Origin of the sequence: Psychrobacter sp. APC 3281, assembly GCF_030407815.1 — a bacterium.
Lineage (GTDB): Bacteria > Pseudomonadota > Gammaproteobacteria > Pseudomonadales > Moraxellaceae > Psychrobacter.
The window spans coordinates 131,994-156,133 of the sequence record NZ_JASDCS010000006.1; the positions used below are offsets into that span (position 1 = coordinate 131,994).

General features: G+C 41.4%; 19 protein-coding genes. 12 read left to right on the top strand and 7 right to left on the bottom strand.

The features are described 5' to 3' along the window. Window positions 1-74 precede the first annotated feature (74 nt). The 8 genes from QL886_RS06110 to QL886_RS06145 all read left to right on the top strand — a co-directional run bounded on the left by QL886_RS06110 (window position 75) and on the right by QL886_RS06145 (window position 9,232). A complete protein-coding gene (locus tag QL886_RS06110; protein WP_290178004.1) occupies window positions 75-911 on the top strand; it encodes a ComF family protein in 837 nt (278 codons plus the stop codon). Window positions 912-1,234: 323 nt separating this feature from the next. Continuing rightward, window positions 1,235-1,720 (top strand): GspH/FimT family pseudopilin, encoded by a 486-nt coding sequence (locus tag QL886_RS06115; RefSeq protein ID WP_290178005.1) that lies wholly within the window; start codon window positions 1,235-1,237, stop codon window positions 1,718-1,720. Further along, the gene (gene pilV / locus QL886_RS06120) at window positions 1,720-2,403 is read left to right on the top strand and encodes a type IV pilus modification protein PilV (RefSeq protein WP_290178006.1); all 684 of its coding nucleotides are present in this window, start codon (window positions 1,720-1,722) and stop codon (window positions 2,401-2,403) included. The genes QL886_RS06115 and pilV overlap by 1 nt, the downstream gene beginning before the upstream one ends. Next, window positions 2,403-3,389: a PilW family protein gene (locus tag QL886_RS06125; protein ID WP_290178007.1), complete on the top strand. Its 987-nt coding sequence runs from the start codon at window positions 2,403-2,405 to the stop codon at window positions 3,387-3,389. Before pilV ends, QL886_RS06125 begins: the two co-directional genes overlap by 1 nt. Before the next feature lie 12 nt (window positions 3,390-3,401). Then, a complete protein-coding gene (locus QL886_RS06130) occupies window positions 3,402-4,253 on the top strand; it encodes a PilX N-terminal domain-containing pilus assembly protein (protein ID WP_290178008.1) in 852 nt (283 codons plus the stop codon). A 47-nt stretch (window positions 4,254-4,300) separates the two neighbouring features. Further along, a complete protein-coding gene (locus tag QL886_RS06135) occupies window positions 4,301-8,182 on the top strand; it encodes a PilC/PilY family type IV pilus protein (protein WP_290178009.1) in 3,882 nt (1,293 codons plus the stop codon). Window positions 8,183-8,202: 20 nt separating this feature from the next. Continuing rightward, the gene (locus tag QL886_RS06140; protein ID WP_290178010.1) at window positions 8,203-8,772 is read left to right on the top strand and encodes a prepilin-type N-terminal cleavage/methylation domain-containing protein; all 570 of its coding nucleotides are present in this window, start codon (window positions 8,203-8,205) and stop codon (window positions 8,770-8,772) included. A gap of 28 nt (window positions 8,773-8,800) precedes the next feature. Beyond that, window positions 8,801-9,232, top strand: coding sequence for a type IV pilin protein (locus QL886_RS06145; protein ID WP_290178011.1), 432 nt, complete (start codon window positions 8,801-8,803; stop codon window positions 9,230-9,232). 118 nt (window positions 9,233-9,350) lie between these two features. On the opposite strand, the gene QL886_RS06150 is transcribed toward QL886_RS06145, so the two are convergent. Continuing rightward, the gene (locus QL886_RS06150; protein WP_290178012.1) at window positions 9,351-9,515 is read right to left on the bottom strand and encodes a hypothetical protein; all 165 of its coding nucleotides are present in this window, start codon (window positions 9,513-9,515) and stop codon (window positions 9,351-9,353) included. Between the two features lie 332 nt (window positions 9,516-9,847). Between QL886_RS06150 and QL886_RS06155 the strand changes: the two genes are divergently transcribed. After that, on the top strand, window positions 9,848-10,348 hold the full coding sequence (locus QL886_RS06155) for a pilin (RefSeq protein WP_290178013.1): 501 nt from the start codon (window positions 9,848-9,850) through the stop codon (window positions 10,346-10,348). 96 nt (window positions 10,349-10,444) lie between these two features. Beyond that, window positions 10,445-11,179, top strand: coding sequence for a TfpX/TfpZ family type IV pilin accessory protein (tfpZ, locus tag QL886_RS06160; protein WP_290178014.1), 735 nt, complete (start codon window positions 10,445-10,447; stop codon window positions 11,177-11,179). Window positions 11,180-11,280: 101 nt separating this feature from the next. Here tfpZ and fdxA read toward each other — a convergent pair whose 3' ends face one another. Both fdxA and mutS read right to left on the bottom strand, forming a co-directional pair. Then, a complete protein-coding gene (fdxA, locus tag QL886_RS06165; protein WP_290178016.1) occupies window positions 11,281-11,604 on the bottom strand; it encodes a ferredoxin FdxA in 324 nt (107 codons plus the stop codon). 206 nt (window positions 11,605-11,810) lie between these two features. Continuing rightward, window positions 11,811-14,912, bottom strand: a complete 3,102-nt coding sequence (gene mutS / locus QL886_RS06170; RefSeq protein ID WP_290178017.1) for a DNA mismatch repair protein MutS — start codon at window positions 14,910-14,912, stop codon at window positions 11,811-11,813. Between the two features lie 462 nt (window positions 14,913-15,374). Between mutS and secA the strand changes: the two genes are divergently transcribed. Together secA and QL886_RS06180 are read left to right on the top strand one after the other, a co-directional pair. Next, window positions 15,375-18,176, top strand: coding sequence for a preprotein translocase subunit SecA (gene secA, locus QL886_RS06175; protein ID WP_290178018.1), 2,802 nt, complete (start codon window positions 15,375-15,377; stop codon window positions 18,174-18,176). Between the two features lie 241 nt (window positions 18,177-18,417). Further along, entirely contained in the window at window positions 18,418-18,951 is a 534-nt protein-coding gene (locus tag QL886_RS06180) for a hypothetical protein (RefSeq protein WP_102078074.1), read from the top strand. 124 nt (window positions 18,952-19,075) lie between these two features. Here QL886_RS06180 and QL886_RS06185 read toward each other — a convergent pair whose 3' ends face one another. The 4 genes from QL886_RS06185 to QL886_RS06200 form a co-directional block, all read right to left on the bottom strand. Continuing rightward, complete coding sequence (locus QL886_RS06185; RefSeq protein ID WP_290178019.1) at window positions 19,076-19,642, bottom strand: DUF2382 domain-containing protein; 567 nt, start codon at window positions 19,640-19,642, stop codon at window positions 19,076-19,078. Between the two features lie 246 nt (window positions 19,643-19,888). Further along, the gene (locus tag QL886_RS06190) at window positions 19,889-20,737 is read right to left on the bottom strand and encodes a PRC and DUF2382 domain-containing protein (protein ID WP_290178020.1); all 849 of its coding nucleotides are present in this window, start codon (window positions 20,735-20,737) and stop codon (window positions 19,889-19,891) included. A 398-nt stretch (window positions 20,738-21,135) separates the two neighbouring features. Further along, entirely contained in the window at window positions 21,136-22,317 is a 1,182-nt protein-coding gene (locus QL886_RS06195; protein WP_102090797.1) for a thiolase family protein, read from the bottom strand. Window positions 22,318-22,426: 109 nt separating this feature from the next. After that, window positions 22,427-23,767 (bottom strand): homoserine dehydrogenase, encoded by a 1,341-nt coding sequence (locus tag QL886_RS06200; RefSeq protein ID WP_290178022.1) that lies wholly within the window; start codon window positions 23,765-23,767, stop codon window positions 22,427-22,429. Window positions 23,768-24,140: the final 373 nt, after the last annotated feature.

The window sequence follows — 24,140 nt, forward strand, 5'->3', positions numbered from 1 at the left end:
TTAGAAAGGACATCAATTTGAGAAAGGCTCTAATATAGGTGGAATTTATTATAAGTTATGACAAATAATAGTTTATGCGCCACTTAGCGCCTTATCAAACTGGACTGTGGTTGGCAGAGTATATGGATATGCGCTGCCAACTATGCCGTATTTATCGTAGTACACCACAATCTCAACTACTGCACCATCAAGCGCCATCTAGTCTATATGATGTAACGGATACGCCGCCTACACGGATAGCCTTAAAGAAACACTCTTTTCTTACTAATATCCGTCATCAAGCAAACAGCCATTTAAGCAGTGGTTTACTTTGTGCTCACTGCCACAACGATATTACTTGGTTACCAAGACCTTTTGAAGTGGATATCGCTCCTAGTATATCTCTATCTATCCAATCCTCTACTTACTACGAGTATCCAATACGTAAAGCTATCCGAGCATTTAAGCATCAAGAGGATATGACGAAATTGCCGTTACTATTACATGCCATACGTCAATTACCGCGTCCACACGGTTGTCATCGCAATAACAGCGTGATTGTTGCTATGCCAACGACAGGTCAACGATTGGTCAAACGTGGGTTCGATCCTGTCAGTATTCTATCTGCCCAATTGTCTAAACATTGGCAAATTCCTGTATGGCAAGGCGTCGAGCGTATTGACGATACAGTTAGTCAGCAAGGGCTGTCTCGTGCCGAACGTCTTAGTAACTTAGATAACGCCTTTGCTCTAATCGAAAAGCCTCCTACAAAACGTTTACTACTATTCGATGATGTATCTACCACAGGTGCAAGCTTACAAGCATTAGCGCGAGCGTTCATTCCACCTGCAGCAGTAAAATCAGCAAAAGATAGCAGCCATAATAGTTATCAAATTTCTGCTTATGTGTTAGCACATGGCAGCAAATCCTAAACCTAATTTATCTTTATCAGTAATATCTAATTATTGCTAATATATTTCCTTAACGTATATTGTTATAGATATGTATATTAATTTTTTGCTATGAGCTAAATGTCTAAGCAGTTTTTTGGCGAACTAATACATTAGTCAAGAACGTTAGAAAGCAGCTATATGTATTTCTGGATAATGTTTATTAGTATCATGGAATGAAAATTGCACGTTATTAAGTAAATATATTAGATAAATCATGGTAGTAAGGCAACAATATAAGATACTCGTAATCAATATGCCATAAGTAAAAGACAGATAATCGCAGTTTTAAATAGGAACACGATGTGAATGCATCTTTGAACACTCCACTACCTAAGCTAAAGAACGTAAGCTCAGGTTTTACCTTAATTGAATTAATGGTAACCATTGCTGTTCTTGCCATTATTATGAGTATTGCAGCGCCGAATATTAGTACCCAACTTGCAAACCAGCGGGTTAAGTCAACGGCTGCGACGCTTGCTAATGCGTTAAAAGAAGCCAAGGCAGAAAGTATTATTCGTCGTCAAAACATTACTTTAAGCTATGATAATGATAGTAATCCTAAAGTAATTACCATTTCAGGGTCAGAAGTAAATCCTATTGCTAACTATAGCTATAATGATGAAAGTGAAATTGTATCAGTACCAGAAACTATAACCTTTGAACCTAGCAAACGAGTCACTGCTATAGTCACTTACACTGTCTGCGATAGCAATACTTCAGTGCAACCAAGAGTAATTTCAGTGAGTAGAGTTGCTAATATTACTGACCAAATAGGAGGTAGCTGTTAATGAATGGTTCAAACTTCCAACGAGGAGTTGGTCTAGTAGAAGTATTAGTGGCTGTGTTGCTATTATCAATTGCTGTCTTAGGTTTTAGTGCACTACAAGTACGTGCAGTTAGTGCAACCGATGAGAGTCTTGTGCGTACCAAGTCATTGACATTAGTACGTAATCTGGCAGAAGTGATGCGTGCCTATCCTGATGCCTATGTCACGGGTAGTGGGACAGCTTTTACAACTAGCACATCAAAGGCAACTGACGCGATTCCTTTGGTTCAGGCCGTTGCGAGTATTCCATCATTGGCGAGTAGTGCGAGTGGAGTTTATAGTGCGACTATCGATGGAACACCTATTACCATAAGCGGCACTAACAACTGTCTTTCTACGGGTACAAAAACTGTCGATAGCAAAAAAGTACCAATGCAATCTTGTAGTATCAATCAACTCGCTGCCCGCGACATATTATTAGTCAAACAAATAGCTCGAGAAGAAGATATCAAACTCGCTGTCATCAGATGCCCTGCAGATGTTGGTCAAGCGACTATCCAGCAGCAAATGTGTGTGGTTACTGCATGGAATGATACTGAGCCACTGTTAACTGATGCAAGTACGGGTGTTAATGCCGATGCCTGTGCCAATAGTAAAGGTATTTACAAAAATGGTAGTCAATGCTTGATTTCGGAGGCTTACTAATGACTATTGCTAATTTGAAAGCTCAGCGAGTAACAAATACTATCGGGCAAAATGATAGGAATCATTATGCTAAGGCGATGGCAGGGTTTACTTTAATCGAGCTGATGATATCGCTGGTATTAGGTTTACTGATATCAGCAGCTGTGATACAGGTTTATGTTATTAGTACTCGTACCGTTACCATTCAGCAAAGCGCTTCAGAGGTACAAGACAGCAGTATATTTTCCTTACAAGGGCTAGAGAAGCGTATACGTCTGGCCAATTTAGGTAATCCTATTACGAGTATCAGCAGTACGAGCAATCATGGCGGGATCGTATTGACGCCAATAAATTTGGGTACGGCCAATACTACAGTTACTACATTACTTACGAATAGCGCAGGTTCCGCAGGATTTACTGGCGTATCAAACATAGCCAATATAATGAGTGATCAGCTGACGATACAGTACAAAAACATCACGGACAGCCCTTTGCATGATTGCCAAGGGGCTGAAATTGCTGCTAATAGTCCTAATTGGGTGGTGGAACGTTACTTTGTTCGTTTAGCCACAGGTGCTACTGCTGGTACCGGAGTGCAAGAGCTATCATTAGCCTGCGCTGCAGGTCGAGTAAGTGAGGAAGGCGCTGTTTTAACTAATTTTGATGGAAGTGGTGAAGTTATTGTACCAGCAGTTGATCAATTCAAAGTACTTTTAGGTGTTCAAGTAGGTATCAATCAACTGACCTATTTAGCACCAAGTACTTACATCGAACTGGCAGATAAACCGCCAATCACAACAATTAAAATAGGCACTATTATCCGTAGCACGACACCATTGATAACGAGCGCGGATCAAGAAAGTTTCACTGTTTTAGGTGTTACCCAAAATCTAAAAACAGATACTGTACGCAGAAAATTCTATCGCCGTAGCTATGAGTCTACTGTGCTACTGCGTAATGCTCGGCTGATGGCTATTACAGCAACATCACCCAAACTTGCACCATAACTGGAGGGTAATATGTTCAATTACCAAAAGTATCCATGCCCAAAAATGCAGTCATCAGATGCTCAGCAAGGTGCAGTATTAATAGTGGTGTTATTATTTTTAGTATTGATTATATTGGGCGGCGTGATTGCGGTCAAGAATAGCACCACTGACTTACGTCTAGCAACCAGTGATCAGGTCAATACCTTACTCATGCAGTCAGCTGATAATGCCAATCAAAATATAGAACAAACCATCAATGGCGACAGCAGTAGTGACATCTATATTGCTATGACCTCTAGTGGTGGCCCTTTTGGCCATTTTATGTCTAAGACTGGTGGCATCAATGATGAGTATATCTTTTGCTTTCGTCCGCGTGGTCAGTTTTTTAATATTAATCGTGCAACCATAACTGTGGCAGGTGGTGGCAACGTATTGGGTAACAACAACGGCTACTGTAATCCTGCTGAGCCAGATGATTATGTTAGTCAGCGTAATGCTAGCATGACACAAGTCAATGTTTCTTTGACACCGCCTAGTCCTAAATATGAAGCCTTTCGGAACTATACAATTGGCCAAGATGGTAGCAGCAGTACTAGCCAAGCCTATCTATTCGATATCAATAGCAGCGCAATATTACCCGCTTATGCAGGTGCAGAAGATGCAGCTAGAGACTGCTTAAAAATGACCAGCAAGTACGAAAGCGTCACTGATAAGAAGACGACTATTGCTGGCTGTATGGCAGCAGCCGGTGTACCAAGTACCGTTCTGTATGAGGTAGCCAATGTCGAAAACCAATCTCAACGTACCAAATGTGTTGAGCTCGGTAAGGGAAGTGGTAAGTTGACTACCGAGCTTGCGCTACTGTGTAGCCTAATACCGTAAGCATAAATACAGCACTCTAACTGTAGTGATAGCATAAGGATAAGATTATGAAACACCCACAAGATAGACAGTCTGGTAATCGCATTTTGCGCATTACGACCTTGTCAGCAGCGGTATTAGTTGGTCTTACAGCTATCAGTAGCTTGGCATATAGTGCGACCAACGGAAAAGAAATTGGTGATTTAGAGATTTATCAAGCAGCTAAAGGCGGCAAAGTTACTATTATGATGATGTTAGATACATCAGGTAGTATGGATGGAGATCAATATGTCTCTGCCTGTGATTTACCATCAGGTACAGCCTCCCAAGGTGTAGATACAGAAAATTCATCAACTAATCCGAGCTATAAAAGAAAGTTTTGCAAAACAAGTAGTAGTAGTGGTAGCAATAAATTATATTTCTTTCTTTATAAAGGTAGTGCTGAGAAATGGTCCAGTTGTGGCCCTAATGGAGTTACTGACATAAAAAAATGTAATGGAAGTCCTATCTCTAAACCATCAGACATTAGTGAGTATAATATTGAATCTTATACTCAAGGTAACAATGTAGATAGTTACTACTATAAGCCTGGTAGTGGTGGAGGGAAATCCTACGATCGTCTGACTCGTTTGAAAGATGCTATTTTTACTTTAATGGATAGTGATCAACTGGATGCTGAGAAAGTAGCTATAGGGATTGGGCAGTACTCTACACAAAGTAACGACAAAAACGTATATACATCTCCTGATGGGAGGAGTGGAAAAATATTAGTTCCAGCCGCGCTACTAAATGAAGCCCAGCGTAAAAAAATCAAAGAAGAGGTTGCTAAGTTAAAGGGAACAGGAAATACACCAACCGCCAATGCTTATGCGGAGGTTGGCGCTTATATGCTAGGTACTAACACTCCTTCAAGCAATAACGATAGTGGTTTTAAAAACTCTGTCTCAACCTCTAAAAAAGATATCAATAATTATTCCTCCCCGCTTCAGTCTGACTCCACCTGTGATGGTCAAGGCATTTATTTTTTAACAGATGGAGCGCCTAATAATGGTTCTAATCCGTTGCCATTAATGAAGTCCGCGTTAGGAAGTAAGGGTAGTTTGTTTTCTATTCCAAGCACAGGCACATTACCTAGTGGTAGTAACCAAGGTATGAATGAAGTGGGTGAGTTTGCTAAAGCCTTACGCAGTGCTACCCTCAATCCATTGGGAGAGAATAAAAAAATATTAACAGCAGTGGTCGGCTTTGGCTCTTATTTTGAAGTAGATAGAGCTGCAGATGCAGCACTGAGCGAAAATAAAAAAGTTATTCGCAGCCTATCATACTTAGACTCTAATGGTAGACAGCGAACTTCTGATTTTTATAATTGTAATAATATAACCAATAGTAATGCAAAAAATGCTTGTAACTGGGGAGCAAAGTCACATGAAGAGCTGCCCACAAGCGTGGGTAAGTTTGGGGAGGGTGGCTTTTATTCAGCGAGTTCTACAGAAGACATTATCGAAAGTATTACCACATTTGTTAATGATCTAGATCAGACTTTACCTTCTGCTCCAGCAGGAACCATTACTATTCCAAGCGATCCATATCGGGCGTCCAATCAATTACCTTATGCTTATCTTCCAATGCTTGCACCTGATTTAAGCTCAAATGCCAGTATATGGAAAGGCAATTTGAAAAAATACGACTTAAATCAAGGCACGCTTTTTGGAAATAAAGGCGAAAAGCTGTATAAAAATGTTGCTGGTGATCTTAGTAATACCACTCAAGATATATGGCAAGCGGCTGATTTTTATAACTCTAAAGGAATTACTGCTAACAACGATATTACGGCTGGAGGTTTTTATGCTCAGCTACGTACACCAAAGTCAGATCGTAGTAATGTAAGAAAAGTATATGTTGAAGATTATGAAAATGCTGACGTAAGTCCCAAAAAGCCTATATTACGTGAGCTAAGTGTGAGTACAGATGGTAAGCCAGTAGGGTTTAATCTGTTGCAAGATACAGAAACTTATACTGAGCTAAATAAACGCCGCTTATTAAGCTTTTTGGGCTTTAAACAAGCAAGTTATGGTAGCGTGCAGATAAGTTTGAGTGCAGATACAGAGGCTAAGTTAGACCAGCTAACATTAATTAAACCAACTGAGGATATTAGGGTATTGGGCGGGGTGGTACATTCAACGCCAACAGCTATCTCTTATAGTGCGACTTTAGATGATAATGGCCGAATAACGGCTTCTCGAGATGATTATTTACTATTTGGTTCAATGGACGGTGCTTTGCATTTAGCTGATGCTAAAGAAGGAAAAGAGAAGGTAGCTATTATTCCTAGGCTTATGTTAACGAAACAGCCAGAAGCATTGGTTGAAAATTCTATGCGCAATGATAATAAAACAGGTAATCCTTATTTTGGTGTTGATGCGCCATGGTTGGTAGTAACTGACTATAAGTATGATTTAGATTCAACTCCGAAAAAAGTCACTGTTGATCAGTCAGCAGGAAAAGGTATGTTTGCTTATGGTGGTTTACGCATGGGTGGTGAAGCCTTTTATGGTATAGATATTTCTAAAGTCAACAATATAACTGGCTCTGCGCCAAAAATTCTTTTCAGTATTACCGAAAATGGCCTGAGCTCTGCTACTATTAATAAATCTACTACTAACGGTTTTGAACGTCTAGGACAAATTTGGAGCAAACCGACTGCCACCAAAATTCGTATCAATAAGGATGATATAGACCCTACCGATGTGCTCATCTTCGGTGGTGGTTATGATATGGCTTATGAAGATGATGAATATGTAGCAATCTCTAGTGCTCCAGCCAAGGGTAATGCCATTTATATAATTGATGCTAAATCTGGTGAGCTAATATGGTCAACTACTAGTAGTAAAGCTACAGCTGGTAAGAATGTCAAAACTGATAGTATGATTCATAGCATTACTGGTGAGATTACAGTACTTGATAGAGATAATGATGGTTTGACTGATCATATATATGCTGCTGATTTAGGTGGACAGGTGTTTCGCATTGATTTGCAAAATGCCCGTACTGATAAATTCGGATTCACAGAGGTGGCCAATTTTTCCGCCAAGCCACCAGTTCTTATATTAAATGCCAGTGCAAAAGTTAGTGAGGCTAAGTACGCTTATAGATTTTATGAGCGCCCGATAGTAAGCTTTTATCGTAATGAAGGACTGAGTGATCCAAAAATCTCTGTTCCTAATAACGGTAAGCTCTTTGCATTAGTGAATATTGCTTCTGGTAATCGCAGCTCTCCATTGTCTGAACTGCGTAAGGATAATAAAGAAGCTAACCGTGTTTATGGAATCATTGATAATGATGTGACTAAGAGCGACTTCTATACTACTGCGCGCACAGTAGAAAATCTGACAGAGGATGATTTGGTCAACCTAGCGGCCACACTTAAGAATGCACCAAATGAGAAACTCAAAAACGATACCAAATCCCTTATGATAACTGATAGCAAAAATGGTTGGTTCTATCCGCTCATTCGTTTCGATGGTAAAAATGATATCAATCATAATAAGAGTATGGGGGATAGCACTGTGATCAATAGTTTGTTATATACAACGGTCTATAATCCTACTAAGCAGTATGGAACTACTAATAGTTGCTCAGCTAAGATTGTAGGTGGCTCAGAGCGTCAGGTTTATTGTTTACCTTACGGTATTTGTTCGGAGGATACTTCAGTAAACGGTACTGGTGGCTTTATACCTGCAGGCCAAGGTATTCAAGAGCTTACGTTAGGTGCTTTTAACAAGGACAATACTAACCTTAAAGTATTGATAGGTACGACTACACTAGAAGAGCGCATTAAAGCGGGTAATAGACTTGACTATAATGGGGGCGGCGATGGTAGTGCCTCAGAGTACATATTTAATGAGCGTTACACTATTCAGCCTAGAGTATGGTATGAGCGTGCTCAGTGATAAATACAACTGATACGACAATGTCAAATATGACGAGTCCAATAGCAGCTGCCAAGCGTGCACACAAAGATAACGTTCGTGGCTTTACCCTCATTGAGCTCATGATTATTGTTTCCATCATTGCCATATTGGCGGCCATCGCTATTCCAAGCTATCGCCGCTATGCAGTCGCTAATGCTGAACGTGAAACCCAAGCCAAGATGCTTCAGCTTCAGATTCAGCTAGAACGTTGGCGTGCACGATCTCTAAGCTATCAAGGTTTTATCCCTGAAGTGATCAATAGTAATGACAACAGCGTGTCCTATAATTATAGTGAGACAAACAAAACTATCTATGTCCCTGATGGTAGTAATGCCACTACCCATCGCTATGCCATCACTCTGGTAGATGGTGTTAATACAGGTAGCTCACTTGTGGCGACAGGTATTATTACCGGTCGCACATGGAAGATGCTAGCGACGCCCAATAAGAAAGGTATCACTAGTACTGCTCACTATATGGTGTTAACAAGTACGGGTTTGAGTTGTAAAAACAGCCTATCTATTGATATTAAAAAAACAGATTGCGGTACAGGTCAAACATCGTGGTAGTGTGAGTGATAAATAAGGTTAAATGTATATGAAAGTACGACAGCAAACGGGCTTTACCCTGATAGAATTGATTATTGTGCTAGCCATCATTGGTGTGCTCGCTGCTATTGCGTATCCAAGCTATCAGCAGTATATTATCAAGTCTAAACGTGCTGATATGATGAGCGAGATGCATAATATCGCCTCTGAAATCCAAAGTCGAAAGTTAGCACAGGGCAGTTATACAGGTATGGTCGTAACGGACCTCACCGTCGACTATCCTAGACAAGGCACTGCGCTATATACTATCGCGATAACTCCTAACCCTTTGACCAGTCAATGGACTGTTACTGCGGCACCTATAGCAGGTACGCAAATGGCTAATGATGGCAATTTGAGTCTCAATTACCAAGGGGTTAAATGTCGCATCGTTAAGATTACTACTAGAAATTGTGGCATGGATGATGAGTGGAACGATTAAGCCGGTTATTACTCATAAAAAGTTGAGTTGTAGCCTATATGATATTATTTGATAACTGCCAAATTTGTTTTGAATCGGTTAAGCACTACTATTGGGCTACCATAAACTGCTATTTGATTTAGGTTAGCTCTTTTTTATTGACTTCAAAAGAAGAAATAACCAGTTGCTTGACGAAAAATGTCATGCTAGTTACCTCATACGCGTAATCAGCACTCAAACTGACAATTTTTAGTAGGTTTTCAGTAACGATAATAGGTAGACAAAAATTGTCATCAGACGGCATATGCCAATTTATAGCTGTTTTATGCATTATTGAGCTCGTGAACAAGATTATTTAATGCCTTATTTATCCTGTCTTCACACACTATAAACTAAGTACATATAGGCTATAGATAGCTAGTATCCATAAACGGGCTTAATTATCAGTAGCAATATTTTTATAGTAGAAGATAAAATGAAAAGTTGGCACACTACCTGCAACGATAATAATAAGACAGTCAACAAGTTAAATTACTAACTTAGACTGACACCCACATTATTTATAATAGATGGCAGATAGTGATACCGAATAGCGTATCAATCGATTTGTTATCATCTTACCCTAAAGGACATACTATGAACGCTACTACCCAAAAAGGTTTTACCCTGATCGAACTAATGATCGTTATCGCTATCATCGGTATCTTGGCTGCGATCGCTCTGCCTGCGTATCAAGATTATACCAAGCGCGCGAAAGTTACAGAAGGCCTTTCTTTAGCTTCTAGTGCTAAAACTGCAATAGCAGAGAATGCATCTAATGCTGTGTTATATTCTGCAGGTTGGGAGTCTCCTTCTTCCACTAAAAATGTTCAAAAAATTGAGATAAATGATAAAAATGGTGAAATTACTATTACGTATGATACCCCGGTACAAAAGGATGGTACTTTAGTACTTGCACCATTTACTAAAGAAGCTAATAAACTTGTTGCTTTGCCAGATTCTACTAAGAAAAAAGGTTATACTCCGCCTTCAGATTCTATTCAATGGGATTGTCTATCAGCAGATGCTACACCATCAGTCAAAAAAGCTACAGTAGGTTCTTTAGAAGCTAAGGTGGCTCCTTCTAATTGCCGTTAATAGTTATGTTCAATACTAGGTAGTTTAAACATAAAAAAAGACTGGTAATCCAGTCTTTTTTTTGTCTTATAATATTGAGACGGTAGTGAATAAAATATGAGCCCAAAACTGAAATTTAGCTTTATATATTTATTTATAGCTTTGTCTATATTAATACTTGCTATAATCTTAATAAGGCATTTATGGTACCCGTATCCACTGCTGCAAGCGGCTGGTATTCAGAATCTATTAATGATTATAGTGTTAGTTAATATAGGTCTTGCGTTTGGCTTAGCTATAACTATTTTTAGAAAGAATAAACCTGACTTTGTGAAAGACATTGCAATCTCTATGCTAATACAGCTGTTATTTTTGTTAGTTTCAATCTACGGTGTCTATAAAATAAAACCAGTATGGATAGCTTATAATGTTGATCGTTTTGAGCTTATTCTCAATACTGACTTGGTCAATACCAATGCTCATAGCACAAATAAATTTTTCAAAACCCCTAGTTATTTTTCTCCCCAGTATGTTGGTGTCGATTTTTCAAAAGACAATGAAGAGCGCAAAAACAATATGTTTGATGAAATACTCCAAGGTATATCTATTGCACAAAGACCAGAAAGGTATATACCCTTCGAGCAAGTAAGTACGAAAATAAAAGATCGCGCACAAGATTTAGAATTATTAGAAAATTATAATAATAAAGATGATGTTCAGTATCTACTAAGTAAGTATCCAAAAGCGGATAGTTTTGTACCTCTGCAAGCTAAATCTATAGATATGACAGTACTGTTAGATAAAGAAGCTGATAACCAAGTATTAGCAATCGTAGATTTGCGTCCTTGGTAAATACTAATATTTTCTCACAATAAAAAACCACCTAACAGCATATTGCTATTAGGTGGTTTTTTATTGTCTCAAGACAGGTGAAGCTATATTGAAGAATTACTCTACTTCTCTAAATACTGAATCTTACCTTCTACACCATCCCACTTTGCTGCTTCTGGCAACTGATCTTTCATCTCAGTGATATTTGGCCATTTTTGCGCCAACTCTTCATTAAGCTGAGTGAACATCTCTTGGTCTTTCGGTACTTCATCTTCTGAAAAGATGGCATTGGCCGGACATTCAGGCTCGCATAGTGCGCAGTCGATGCACTCATCAGGATCGATGACTAGGAAGTTTGGGCCTTCATAAAAGCAGTCCACAGGACAGACTTCTACACAGTCGGTGTATTTGCAAAGAATGCAGTTATCTGTAACGACAAAGGTCATAGTGAGGTCTACCTGTTATTGGATTGGCTGATATAGTCAATCTCTTTCAAGAGAATTATTGTGTCAGCCTTGCCTGGAGTATTATTTATACCTCTGCGCTCAGCTGCATTGTAATTCTTTTAAATTAAATCAACTATAAGGGCTACATAGAATAGTTGGAAAATAAAGCGTATTTTAGCGCCTTTACTACGCTTTGACAATTCCCTTTAATGACTAATGATTTTCTTCAGATGATAAAGTAAATCATGCGCTTGCTTAGGTGTTAAGCTATCAGGATCAATCATTCTCAGCTCATCTTGTAGGCTAAATAGCTGATTTTGTTTTGGATTATCCGTTATGTCTGTCGCTTGAGCAGTATGATTTATTTCTTGATCTAGAGTAGCATCATTATAACTTTCCTGCCGTTTATCCTTTACTGACTTAGCTAATTCATTTTTATCATCAATAGTTTGTGCTTTATCTACGGTTAAGTCGTCTAACTGTAAGTTGTCTGCTAGATAGCACTTAGCATCCTCTAGCACTTGGGTGGGAATACCAGCCATCTTTGCGACATGCAGCCCAAAGCTAGAACTCGCTGCACCATCTTTAATTTGGTGCAATAGCAATAACTGACCATCGACTTCACTGGCTGCTACATGGACATTACGGATATCAGCATGATGCTTGCCAATATCATTCGTTAATTGGGTTAGCTCAAAATAGTGAGTGGCAAATAACGTCAGGCAGCCAATCTCGACTAGGCGATTGACACAGGCATGGGCAATGGCCAAACCGTCAGTGGTGGCAGTACCTCGACCGACTTCGTCCATTAATACCAGTGATTTATTCGTTGCTTGATTTAAGATGTTGGCCGTCTCGATCATCTCTACCATAAAGGTCGATTTGCCACCTGCCAAGTCATCAGCTGAACCAATACGAGTAAAAATGCGGTCGATATCACCAATATTCGCATGCTCAGCTGGCACAAAGCTGCCGCAATGCGCGAGCAGTACAATCAGGGCGGTTTGGCGCATATAGGTCGACTTACCACCCATATTAGGCCCAGTAACAAGAAGCAGCCTTTCGGGATGCTCGTTACTACCTAGTGCACAGTCATTGGCAACAAAGTGGTTTGTACTTGATGAGTTACCGTTCCTACTATTTGCATTTGTTTGATTTAATGCTGCTTCAACCACAACGTGACGACCTTGACGAATATCAATGTTGGTTTGACTTTTGGCTACTGATTCGCTTTGGTCTTTTGTATGTAGACCCATGATTGGACGCTGCCAGTTATAGGTCATGGCAAGCTGGGCCCAATTGCTTAGCACATCTAATTGGGCGATAGCAGCACTAAGCTGTTGTAGATCAGCCAAATGTTGGTTTAATTGAGTGAGCAGTTCTTGATACAGCTGCTTTTCACGAGCCAATGCTAAGGACTGGGCACTTAGATATTCTGTCTCGACTTCCTTTAGCTCATCAGTGATAAAGCGCTCACTACTTTTGAGCGTTTGCCGACGGATAAAGTGGGCAGGGGCATTCTTCGCCTGCATTTTGGGCAATTCAAAATAGAAGCCGCTAACTTTATTAAAGCCCACTTTTAGACTCGGTAATTGGTTGTCTTGACGGGCACGCTCTACCATCTCGTCCAATGTCACTTGAATATTGTCATGCAAATGGGTAAGGCGATCAAACTCTTCATCAAAGCCCGCCGCTAGCATGCCACCGTCTCGGATATGCGCGGGCGGCTCAATGACAATAGCACGTTCGATTAATTCGGCGATGGATTGAACAGCAGGTAGTTGATCTGGCAATTGCTGCATCAGCATTGGTAGCAGGCCAGCGTCTTCATGACTGATACCCGATGCTGTCAATAGAGTAGTCAGCTGAGCGCTACTAGCGATACCATCGGCAAGCTTGCGTAAGTCACGAGGTTTAGCACTCATTAGCCCGATTCGACTGCTGATTCGTTCAATATCGCCAACGGTATTCAGCGTTTCTCGTAAACGTGTAACTAGTAAACTATCTTTCAAGTCTTGGTTTGACTCAAGTGAGTCACTTTCTGGGTTTAGCAAACAAGTTATCGCATCTAGACGCATATTGATACGTGAATGCTGACGCAGTGGACGTTTCATTTGCTGCACGAGTAAACGCTTGCCCATCGGAGTCTGACAGTGATTCAGCACAGATATCAAAGAAGTGCCGTTGTTACTAACAGGGGTAAATAGCTCGAGATTTTGTTGGCTATTAGCATCGATAATCAAATAGTCATCGCTGTACTCGACAATGAGTTGGTTGACTTGAGGCACGTGGCGTTGCTGAGTTTGACGCGCATAGTGGATAAGCGCAGCGCAGCTGGTTTGCGCAAGTGGAGCCTCATGAATGCCCAACCCATCGAGACGCTGGACTTCGAACTGCTGACAAAGCGTGTCATTGGCATGCTCACGATGAAAGTCATTGGCAGCAACTTCTATAATAGGGTAATCCAGATTTTGTCGTAACCACAGTAGCCACTCTGTATCATTGCTTCCAATACTGCCGCCAACGCTATCAATAAGCGCTTCACTAATGATGCATTCACTAGGCGCAAAACGTGCCAACACAGTAAGCATTTGAGTTTGCAGACCATCTATATCGTTTTTATCTGCTACCAATGTCTGGGTAGTCAGTGTGCCTGCAGCCAAATCCATCTGGCTAACGGCTGCTTGTAACGTCTGGCTATTGTCTTGCGTTTTCATAGTCGCAATATCGATGGCGACCACAGTCGGCGTATGATTAGGTGCAATTAACGCATCATCGGTGATGGTCCCAGCTGTAAGTGTTTTAACCACTTCACGGCGCATGATGCTACCAGCAGCAGATTTACTTTTGTCTTTCTTTTGCTTGTCGCCCATTGCAGGGACGTTGGCCTTGTCACTAGCATTGCCAGTTGTTGATTCGTCAATTTGTTCGCATACGACCACTGTCTGACCAGCAGCGATCAAGCGTGCCATATAGCTATCGGCTGCATGAAACGGTACGCCCGCCATGGCTATCGTGTTACCTGCTTTATCCGTACCACGGCGCGTCAATGTGATATCTAATATTTGCGCCGCTCGCTTAGCATCATCAAAGAACAGCTCGTAAAAGTCACCCATTCGGTACAAGAGCAATGCTTGTGGATAGTTGGCTTTCATGGTTAGATATTGCACCATCATCGGCGTATGGTCTGCTAGGTTATAGACGGCATTGCCTATACTTAAGCAGTCAGAGTTCTCTTGTTTTGATAAGGGTGTTTTTAATGAATTAGGATTTGACGACTGATTTTGTCCAGATGGCTTTACGGTCATGCAGAGTCTCTTATAGTACTTTAATGGGTTGTAATGAGTATTTTGTGATAGAGATATTAAAGGGTCACTTGTCTTATATATGAGTTTGATATATAGCTTTGAGCTTTGGCTTGATCAATAAGCCAGTCACTTGTAGATAAATGGCTTAATGACAAATTTTGAGCCAAGACGCAGTGGTAGCAAGCGTATAAAAATCGAACTATGACAAACAAATAAAGTCGCTGAAAAAGCTAAGAAATTTAAGAAGGTATTCGCTATTTTAACACGTCCTACTCGGTTTTTACTGTGGCAAATATCTACTCGTTGCCCTTGTATCCATCAGCGTCATAACCATATATAATGACGGCACACTTAATTGGGCGATACTAAATTAGGTAGTACTTAGTCGGGTGATGACAAGGCAGAGAGCTAAGCTTTGGCTAATGCGTACTAATTATCGAATATTCCATAGGTCAAAAAATTATGTTATCAAAGATTATAGGCAGTGTGGTTGGCACCAAAAATGACCGCGAATTAAAACGCATGCGTAAAGTGGTCAGCAAGATCAACGCACGAGAGGCTGAAATACAAGCCCTGTCTGATGAGCAACTACAACAAAAAACCGAAGAATTTAAAGCCAGACATCAAAAAGGCGAAAGCTTAGATGCATTATTGCCAGAGGCGTTTGCTGTCTGCCGCGAAGCATCATTACGTGTCAACGGCATGCGTCACTACGACGTGCAGCTGATTGGTGGTATCACCTTGCATGAAGGTAAAATCGCTGAGATGAAAACTGGTGAAGGTAAGACCCTAATGGGAACCTTGGCCATGTACCTAAATGCGATCAGCGGTAAAGGGGTTCATCTGGTCACGGTCAACGATTATTTGGCTGCACGTGATGCTGAGCTAAACCGTCCGTTGTTTGGGTTTTTAGGTATGACTGTTGGTGTGATTTACTCACAGCAGCCGCCACAAGAAAAAATCGAAGCTTATCAAGCCGACATTACCTATGGTACCAATAACGAGTACGGCTTCGATTATCTACGCGATAATATGGTCTTTAGTCTTGCTGAGAAAAAACAGCGCCCGCTAAACTTTTGTATTATCGATGAAATTGATTCGATCTTGATTGATGAGGCTCGTACGCCGCTTATTATTTCGGGTCAAGCTGAAGATTCTTCACGCATGTATGCGTTGATTAATACGATTATTCCTGTGCTGATCCGTTCAAAAGACGAAGAAGCAAACAAGAACAACGAAGAAGAAGACTTCTGGATTGATGAGAAAAATCGCCAGATTGAAATCAGTGAAAAAGGCTATGAAAAAATCGAGCGCTTCTTAATCGAAGTAGGTGAGCTGGGTGAAAACGAAAGCTTATATAGCCCAAGTCGTCTGCCACTTCTGGCTCACGTTCAAGCTGCCATCCGTGCGCATCACGTATTTGTCAAAAACGTTCACTATATTGTCGATGAAGGCGAAGTGGTCATCGTTGATGAAAATACAGGCCGTACCATGCCTGGTCGTCGCTGGTCAGAAGGCTTGCATCAAGCAGTAGAAGCGAAAGAAAACGTTGAGATCCAAGCAGAAAACCAGACGCTTGCAACCACGACATTCCAGAACTATTTCCGTCTATATGACAAATTGTCCGGTATGACGGGTACCGCTGATACTGAAGCTGCCGAATTCAAATCTACTTACGATCTAGATGTCATCGTGATTCCAACGCATGAGCCGATTGCTCGTATCGATATGGATGACCAAATTTTCCTAACCAAGTTAGGCAAATACAAAGGCATCATTCGCGAAATTAAAGAAATTCAAGCCAAAGGCGCGCCAGTACTGGTTGGTACGGCGACAATTGAGGCCAGTGAAGAGTTGTCTTACTTGCTCGACCAAGAAGGCGTCAAGCATAACGTCCTAAACGCTAAGCAGCATGAGCGTGAAGCAGAAATTATTGCACAGGCAGGTAGTCCAAAGTCAGTCACGATCGCGACTAACATGGCAGGCCGTGGTACGGATATTATCCTTGGTGGTAACTGGCAGTCGTTTATCGAAAATATCGATGCGGTTAGCCCAGAAGAGATGCAGCGCCTAAAATCTCAATGGCAAGTTAAACATGACCAAGTCGTAGCGGCTGGTGGTTTGCATATCATTGGCTCTGAGCGCCATGAGTCACGTCGTATCGATAACCAGCTACGTGGTCGTGCTGGTCGTCAGGGTGACCCTGGTATGTCACGCTTTTTCCTATCGCTCGAAGATGATCTGATGCGTATCTTCGCAGGCGATCGCGTGGTCAATATGATGCGTGCGATGGGTCTCAAAGAAGATGAAGCCATTGAACATAAAATGGTCTCTAAATCGATCGAAAACGCGCAAGGCAAAGTTGAGAGCCGCGATTTTGATGCCCGTAAAAACCTATTGAAGTATGATGATGTTGCCAATGAGCAGCGTAAAGTTATCTATGGTCAGCGTGATGATTTATTAGCAGAGATGGATTTATTAGAAGCCATCGAAGTGATGCATCATGAAGTATATAACGCGATGATCAATCAGTTTATTCCGCCTGGCTCTATTGACGACCAGTGGAATATTGACGGCTTAGAAGACGAGTTAGAAGACGAATTCAAAATCTCGATGCCGATTAATGATTGGTTAGATGAAGATCGTCGTCTGGATGAAGAAGGGCTGCGTGAGAAAATCGTTCAAACGGCGATAGATCGTTATCACAGTCGCCGTGAGCAGATGGGTGAAAAAGACGCCGCTCAGCTTGAGCGTCATTTTATGCTACAGAGTCTAGATAAGCATTGGAAAGAACACTTAACGCAGATGGATCAGCTACGTAAAGGGATTCATTTACGTGGTTATGCACAGAAAAACCCTGAGCAAGAATACAAGCGTGAGTCGTTTGAATTGTTCCAGATGATGCTTGGTGCGATTAAGTCTGAGACCGTACAAGACTTGTCACGTGTACATATCCCAACCAAGGAAGAACTGGAAGCATTAGAAATTCAGCAACGTGAGAACGCTGCCCATATGCAAATGCAGTTCGAACATGACGATGTAGATAACTTGGATAGCAATGCGAGTGGTTCAGCTGCTCAGCCGCAACCACAAAGCCGCAATATAAACAGCGGTGCTGCGGCAGCTGGCGTTGGTGCTGCTATCGCAGGTAACGGTAGTAATGCTAATGAACCAAATCCATATGCAGGTATGAATATCAGTCGTAATGCAGCGTGTCCTTGTGGCTCAGGTCTTAAGTACAAGCAGTGTCATGGTAAAATCTAGTCTTTAATCATAGCAAGTCATTAGCTATTTACTGAACTGCTATTAAAGCAAGCTCTTACCTAAAAAAGCCCTTATCTTAAGTAGATAGGGGCTTTTTTATATCTGTTAGATAACTTATGCAAACTTAAAACTTGCTAGATTGAGACCAACAAACACTTTGTATTGATTACTTACAAATTCAGCATAGGCGTGAATTTATGGACACGCTATAGTGTTTAACATATTTATTTGGGAGAGTGTCATGAGTGTAGAATTCTTAAAAAAAGTACGCAGCTCAGTAGTTTTAACAAGTTTGTTGGCTGGCGCCTTGACGGTCAGTGCTTGTCAGCAACAGGCAGAGCCAGAATCGGGAATGGAGGACGGTGCTAATACAGAAGAGTCCGTTCCAATGTCAGCGGAGCCTGCTGAACCTAGTGATGTCGTCGTCGATACCGAAGACGCTTCGCTTAACGAAGTAGAAGGTGATACCACCGCTTCAGTAAATAGCGCCGTCATGCAGATGTCGTATCTATGTACACCTGAACTAAAAGTTGAGGCGACTTATAAAGAAGATGCCAATCAAGTTGTTGTTGCAACTGACATGGGTACAGTAACGTTAAACCAGACCAATGAAGGTAGTAATCCTGAAGTGTTTGAAGTGGCGACCGCAATTGATGGTGGTCAAGGCTTCACACAATGGCGTGTAGGGCACGAAGCTCGTAAAACTGGCGTTATGCGTACTGCTGGTACCGATGAGTCAAATGTTAATACATTCGAGTGTAATGAAGCCTCGTAGTTGGTCTTTAATACTTAGTAAGTGATAGGTATTAAAAAAGCAACGCTAAGATGGCGTTGCTTTTTTATGTTGCGAAATGATCTTTATCAATCATACAAGTTCGTAGTGTCTAAATTATCAGCGCTTATTTTAACGGAGTCGTATCGGAACCATGAGCCAACAGACCTTCTTCAGTGACATCTAACTCTTCATGCTTGAGCTCTACTTGAATGCTGTCAGTATGTACATGGGTGCTCTTATTGATTTCGATGTCTTGAATAGCGTAGGTGTCTTTGGTAATAGTAGCCACTTGGCGAGATAGCACAATATCAATCGGTGCATCGCCAATCTCTATTTGTTTACCATTAATGGTCACTACAGCTTTGCTATCCAAAGAAGGCTCGACGTGGCGCAATATGTCTTTGTCATCATAGTTACCAGAGAGTAAATCTTGGCTCTCTGCGTCATGGTACTCAGTACGAATGGTGATATATTCTTCTACCAACTCAATTGGCACTTCAACAGTTTTAGTACGTGAATGCTTGGTGACGGTTACTTTACCTACATCCAAGCGTTCTTTGTTAATTACAGGACGTTCTTCTAATAGCTCTAAATGTCCAACATTAACAGTATTATTCGTCTGCTTCGTTGAGATATTTTGTTCTTTATCTAAGTTATCTTGGTAAAGGCTGTTTCCATTTTCAGTAGTCATTATTATTCCTTTATAATTATAAAATGATGAATTTCTAATAATTTAAAACGTGTATGTTAAACGACCATATATATTAACTAGCTACATTTAATACTATAAACCATTCGCTCATGTTATGAATACAAAAAAGACCAGAGACATGCTCTGATCTTAATGGCTAAACAGATGAGCTTAGCTACTTGTTACTATCATATTTAAATGATGATATAGGAAATTTACGTCGTTAAACTATGATGTATTAGCATATTACATGCCACGTGCATGGCGTACATCTTCTGCTGTGATACCATCACGGTCTACTAAGTTGCCTTCACGGTCAACCACGTTGCCGTCACCATCAACATCTAGCTCTTCGCGTTGAATGGTTTCAATCAAAGTTTCGGTATGATGATCCGTCGTTTTACCAACGTTTACTTCTTCAGAAACATACGTGTCTTTGCTGACGCGAGCACGTTCAGCCTGTAGTTCCACTTCAACTGTTTCGGTAGCATCGAGGTCACCAATGCGACGGTCTGTTGGACGATCTACGCTAGTACGTTGGATATTGGCGTGTTCTTCTTCTAAGTCTACATCGACATTGCGCTCTTCAGTAACGACATGCTTACCCACTTTTACTAGACCAGCAACGATACGGTCTTTATTTACCGTTAGACGCTCTTCTAATAACTCTAACGTATTTGGTGCGTCATAAGAGTGGTCTGCAATATCGACGCGATCTTCTACAGGGAGTGTATCAGCGGTAAATGCTTGACGATCTCTTTCGTACTGCTCTTTGTAGCTGTACTGGTAATCGTGATCGTATACTTCCATGGCTTCTACTTGTGTTTTGGTCAAGCTATCAAAGAAGACATCATCACCAACGATACGTGCTAGACCTGCTGGTACTAGTACTTCTTTTGAACTAAACCAGCCGCCTGCGTCTACGATTAAGTAACGAATACGACCAGTGGTGTCTTCTACTAAGGCACCTTCAATCTTACCAATTTTTTCTTCGTTAATACCGTAAGCAGTTTTGTGTGTTGGATCATAATAGTCATCACCAATCAAATCTTGATGAGTAGCTTGGATATCTTTTAAACGGATTAGTTGACTCATTGTTATATTCCTTTTTTGCGAGTTTATTTTTTATAATGTAATGGTTGATGTTGTTATTAATTTTTAGTAAAACCATATTTATTGCAGTTAACGGTAAGCCAAATGAATAGCTTCCCTATCAACTTGTAGCTATCCTAACACCGTGATTTTTGATGAGATATATGAGCAAGGTAGCAAAGTGTGCGCTTGCAGTAATTACGTGTAATAGGCTGTAAGTGGCATAACATAGGAGGGGGTAGAAGTTAACGAGTCTTTACATAGAGTAATATTCAACATTCATCGAAAGAAAGCAGACACAAAAAAACCGCATTACCATTAGCAATGCGGTTTCTCAATAAACAATAATTATCTAAGTATTATTTAGCTAACTTACTTTAAGTCAGCTAAACCTACTTTATTTAAGCAAGTTCAATAGCAACAGCTACCGCTTCACCACCACCGATACATAGCGTTGCGATGCCTTTTTTGCCACCAGTACGTTTTAGAGAGTTGATAAGCGTAATCAGAATACGAGCACCTGAACAGCCTACTGGATGGCCAAGGGCACATGCACCGCCTTCGATATTTACTTTGGCATGATCAAGTTTCAGCTCGTCCATCGCAGCCATAGTAACCATCGCAAAGGCTTCGTTAATTTCCCACAGATCTACATCATCTACTGACCAGCCAGCGCCTGCTAATACTTTTTCGATGGCACCGATTGGCGCAATGGTGAACTCGCTTGGGTGACGTGAGTTTGAGGCAGTAGCAACAATGCGAGCTTGATAGTCTAGGCCTTCAGCTTTCGCTTGTGACTCTTTCATTACTACGACGGCTGCAGCACCGTCTGAGATTGAGCTAGCGTTTGCAGCAGTAATCGTACCGTCTTTAGCAAATGCTGGACGTAAAGTAGGAATGCGATCAGCATTAGCAAGGGCAGGTTGCTCATCGGTATCAACAGTTTGCTCGCCTTTGCGAGTGGCAAACGTGACAGGCTCGATCTCATCTTTAAAATGGTTGTCTTTGATAGCAGTCAGCGCACGGTTCAATGATTCAATAGCAAACTCATCCATTTGCTCACGTGTATAGCCTTTTTCATCAGCCATTTCTTGAGCAAACATACCCATTAGCTTACCAGTATCAGCATCTTCTAGGCCATCTAAGAACATATGGTCTTTGACTTCTTTGTGACCCATACGATAGCCGCCACGTGAACCTGGCATGATATACGGTGCATTGGTCATTGATTCCATGCCACCTGCAACAGCGACGTTGAAGCTGCCTGCTTTAATACCATCATGCGCTTGCATGACTGCTTTTAGGCCTGAACCACAAAGTTTATTGATTGTGACAGCACCAGTCGCATCCGGCAGACCTGCTTTACGCATGGCTTGACGAGCAGGGCCTTGACCCAAACCTGCCGTCAAGATACAACCCATAATGACTTCATCAACACTGTCAGCGCTAACACCTGAGCGTTCGACAGCAGCTTTGATAGCGGCGGCACCCAGCTCGGTAGCACTCATGTCTTTTAGTGCGCCTTGAAAGCCGCCCATTGGTGTACGTGCGCCGTTTAGGATTACAATTGCATCATTTGACATCGTTATTATTCCTTGTTGTGCGTTTTGATTAAGTATCTACCAAGAAATCAGATGCCGATTGGCTAGCTTTTGCTTATATTATAAGCATCTGTCTTCTTCAGTATGTGGTTTATGCTAGCTCATCTAATCGTATGCGTACCACTTTATCAGTAATGGTCTCTAATTTTTCAATTTTTTCGATAGCAAGATTCATCTGACTCTCGACCACAGGTAGCGTCAGAATAATCACCGGCACTTGACCTACTTTATGCGCAGGCTTTTGCAAGATGGCATCGATATTGATACCAGCATCACTTAGGATGCGCGTGATATCTGCCAGTACGCCTGGGCTATCATAGGCATGCACACGCAAATAGTATCCAGTTACCATCTGATCGGCACGCAATATAGGTGTGTCTGATAGCTGGTCAGGGATAAATGCTAAATGCGGGACATGATGTCCAGTGTTGCTCTGATCGTCGCGGTCTTTGCTACCCAGTACACGAACCAAATCCATGACATCGGCCATCACTGCAGAAGCGGTTGCACCAGCACCAGCACCATCGCCGCAATAGAGCGTCTGGCCAAGTGGATGCGAGTTAACCAGTACTGCGTTTTTCACACCATTAACGTTCGCCAGTAGCGCGTCTTGTGGAATAAGTGTCGGGTGTACACGTAATTCAACCCCTGCGTCACTATCATTTTCACTATCGCGGCGTACGGCAAACCCTAAATGCTTGATACGGTAACCAAGTTCTTCGGCATAGTTCACGTCTTGCAGGGTAATACCAGTAATACCTTCACAATAGACTTTATCAAACTGTAGCGGGATACCAAAAGCGATAGAGGCGAGTAGCGCCAATTTATGAGCAGCATCAATACCTTCAACATCAAAAGTAGGATCTGCTTCTGCGTAACCCAACTCTTGTGCTTCGCTCAATACGTCAGCAAACGGACGACCCTTATCACGCATTTCGGTCATGATAAAGTTACCAGTACCATTGATAATACCCGCGAGCCAGTCGATTTTGTTGGCAGCAAGTGCTTCACGCATTACCTTGATAATTGGAATACCGCCTGCTACCGCTGCTTCATAAGCAACATGCACATTGTTTTCTTCAGCGAAAGCAAAAATCTCATTACCGTGTTCAGCGAGTAGAGCCTTGTTTGCCGTAACCACATGCTTGCCGTTTTTGATGGCCTGCATAATGACGTCTTTGGCTAAGGTGGTACCACCAATCACTTCGATAACAATATCGACGTTGTCGCTTGCGGCAATTGCCATCAGATCGCTGTTTTGCATGATATTGGTATCAATATCATCACGCTGACGACGCGTACCAACTTCGGTAATAATAATGTCGCGTCCGCTACGGCGTTTTAGCTCATTTAAATTGTCATTGATCAGATTGATCACGCCCGTTCCGACGGTGCCCAGACCAAGTATCGCTAGTTTGATGGAATTACTCACAGTATCCTCAAGAGGTTAAATACAATGAAGTCAGTATAAGCGGTGACAGTGTCAAGTGAGTCTGCGACATCAAACAGAATGTCTGTGCGCATTGTCTAGTGCTACCTGCCTATCTACTTCATCGTAGTTGAATAAAAAAAGCTCAAATAAAAAGGGTGTTGCTCATTTTGCATCGCGCTTTATCGTATCATACCGACAAGGCATTGTGCCGTCTATACAATCTCATAAAAGCCAATGTTCTAAAGGCTAATATCATAAAGGCCAATGTTATAAAGACAACGTCATCAAGGTTATATCAGCTTACGATTATAAAAAAGCAGTAGCTTCAATCTTGTTTGGCATATGTATATGTCATTTATGCTTGGTTGCCAAT

Excerpts from the sequence above, each read along its gene's own strand:
- QL886_RS06110 (WP_290178004.1), top strand. The coding sequence starts at position 75 with ATGCGCCACTTAGCGCCTTATCAAACTGGACTGTGGTTGGCAGAGTAT.
- pilV (WP_290178006.1), top strand. The coding sequence starts at position 1,720 with ATGAATGGTTCAAACTTCCAACGAGGAGTTGGTCTAGTAGAAGTATTA.
- QL886_RS06125 (WP_290178007.1), top strand. The coding sequence starts at position 2,403 with ATGACTATTGCTAATTTGAAAGCTCAGCGAGTAACAAATACTATCGGG.
- QL886_RS06130 (WP_290178008.1), top strand. The coding sequence starts at position 3,402 with ATGTTCAATTACCAAAAGTATCCATGCCCAAAAATGCAGTCATCAGAT.
- QL886_RS06135 (WP_290178009.1), top strand. The coding sequence starts at position 4,301 with ATGAAACACCCACAAGATAGACAGTCTGGTAATCGCATTTTGCGCATT.
- QL886_RS06140 (WP_290178010.1), top strand. The coding sequence starts at position 8,203 with ATGTCAAATATGACGAGTCCAATAGCAGCTGCCAAGCGTGCACACAAA.
- QL886_RS06145 (WP_290178011.1), top strand. The coding sequence starts at position 8,801 with ATGAAAGTACGACAGCAAACGGGCTTTACCCTGATAGAATTGATTATT.
- QL886_RS06150 (WP_290178012.1), bottom strand. The coding sequence starts at position 9,515 with ATGCCGTCTGATGACAATTTTTGTCTACCTATTATCGTTACTGAAAAC.
- QL886_RS06155 (WP_290178013.1), top strand. The coding sequence starts at position 9,848 with ATGAACGCTACTACCCAAAAAGGTTTTACCCTGATCGAACTAATGATC.
- tfpZ (WP_290178014.1), top strand. The coding sequence starts at position 10,445 with ATGAGCCCAAAACTGAAATTTAGCTTTATATATTTATTTATAGCTTTG.
- fdxA (WP_290178016.1), bottom strand. The coding sequence starts at position 11,604 with ATGACCTTTGTCGTTACAGATAACTGCATTCTTTGCAAATACACCGAC.
- mutS (WP_290178017.1), bottom strand. The coding sequence starts at position 14,912 with ATGACCGTAAAGCCATCTGGACAAAATCAGTCGTCAAATCCTAATTCA.
- secA (WP_290178018.1), top strand. The coding sequence starts at position 15,375 with ATGTTATCAAAGATTATAGGCAGTGTGGTTGGCACCAAAAATGACCGC.
- QL886_RS06180 (WP_102078074.1), top strand. The coding sequence starts at position 18,418 with ATGAGTGTAGAATTCTTAAAAAAAGTACGCAGCTCAGTAGTTTTAACA.
- QL886_RS06185 (WP_290178019.1), bottom strand. The coding sequence starts at position 19,642 with ATGACTACTGAAAATGGAAACAGCCTTTACCAAGATAACTTAGATAAA.
- QL886_RS06190 (WP_290178020.1), bottom strand. The coding sequence starts at position 20,737 with ATGAGTCAACTAATCCGTTTAAAAGATATCCAAGCTACTCATCAAGAT.
- QL886_RS06195 (WP_102090797.1), bottom strand. The coding sequence starts at position 22,317 with ATGTCAAATGATGCAATTGTAATCCTAAACGGCGCACGTACACCAATG.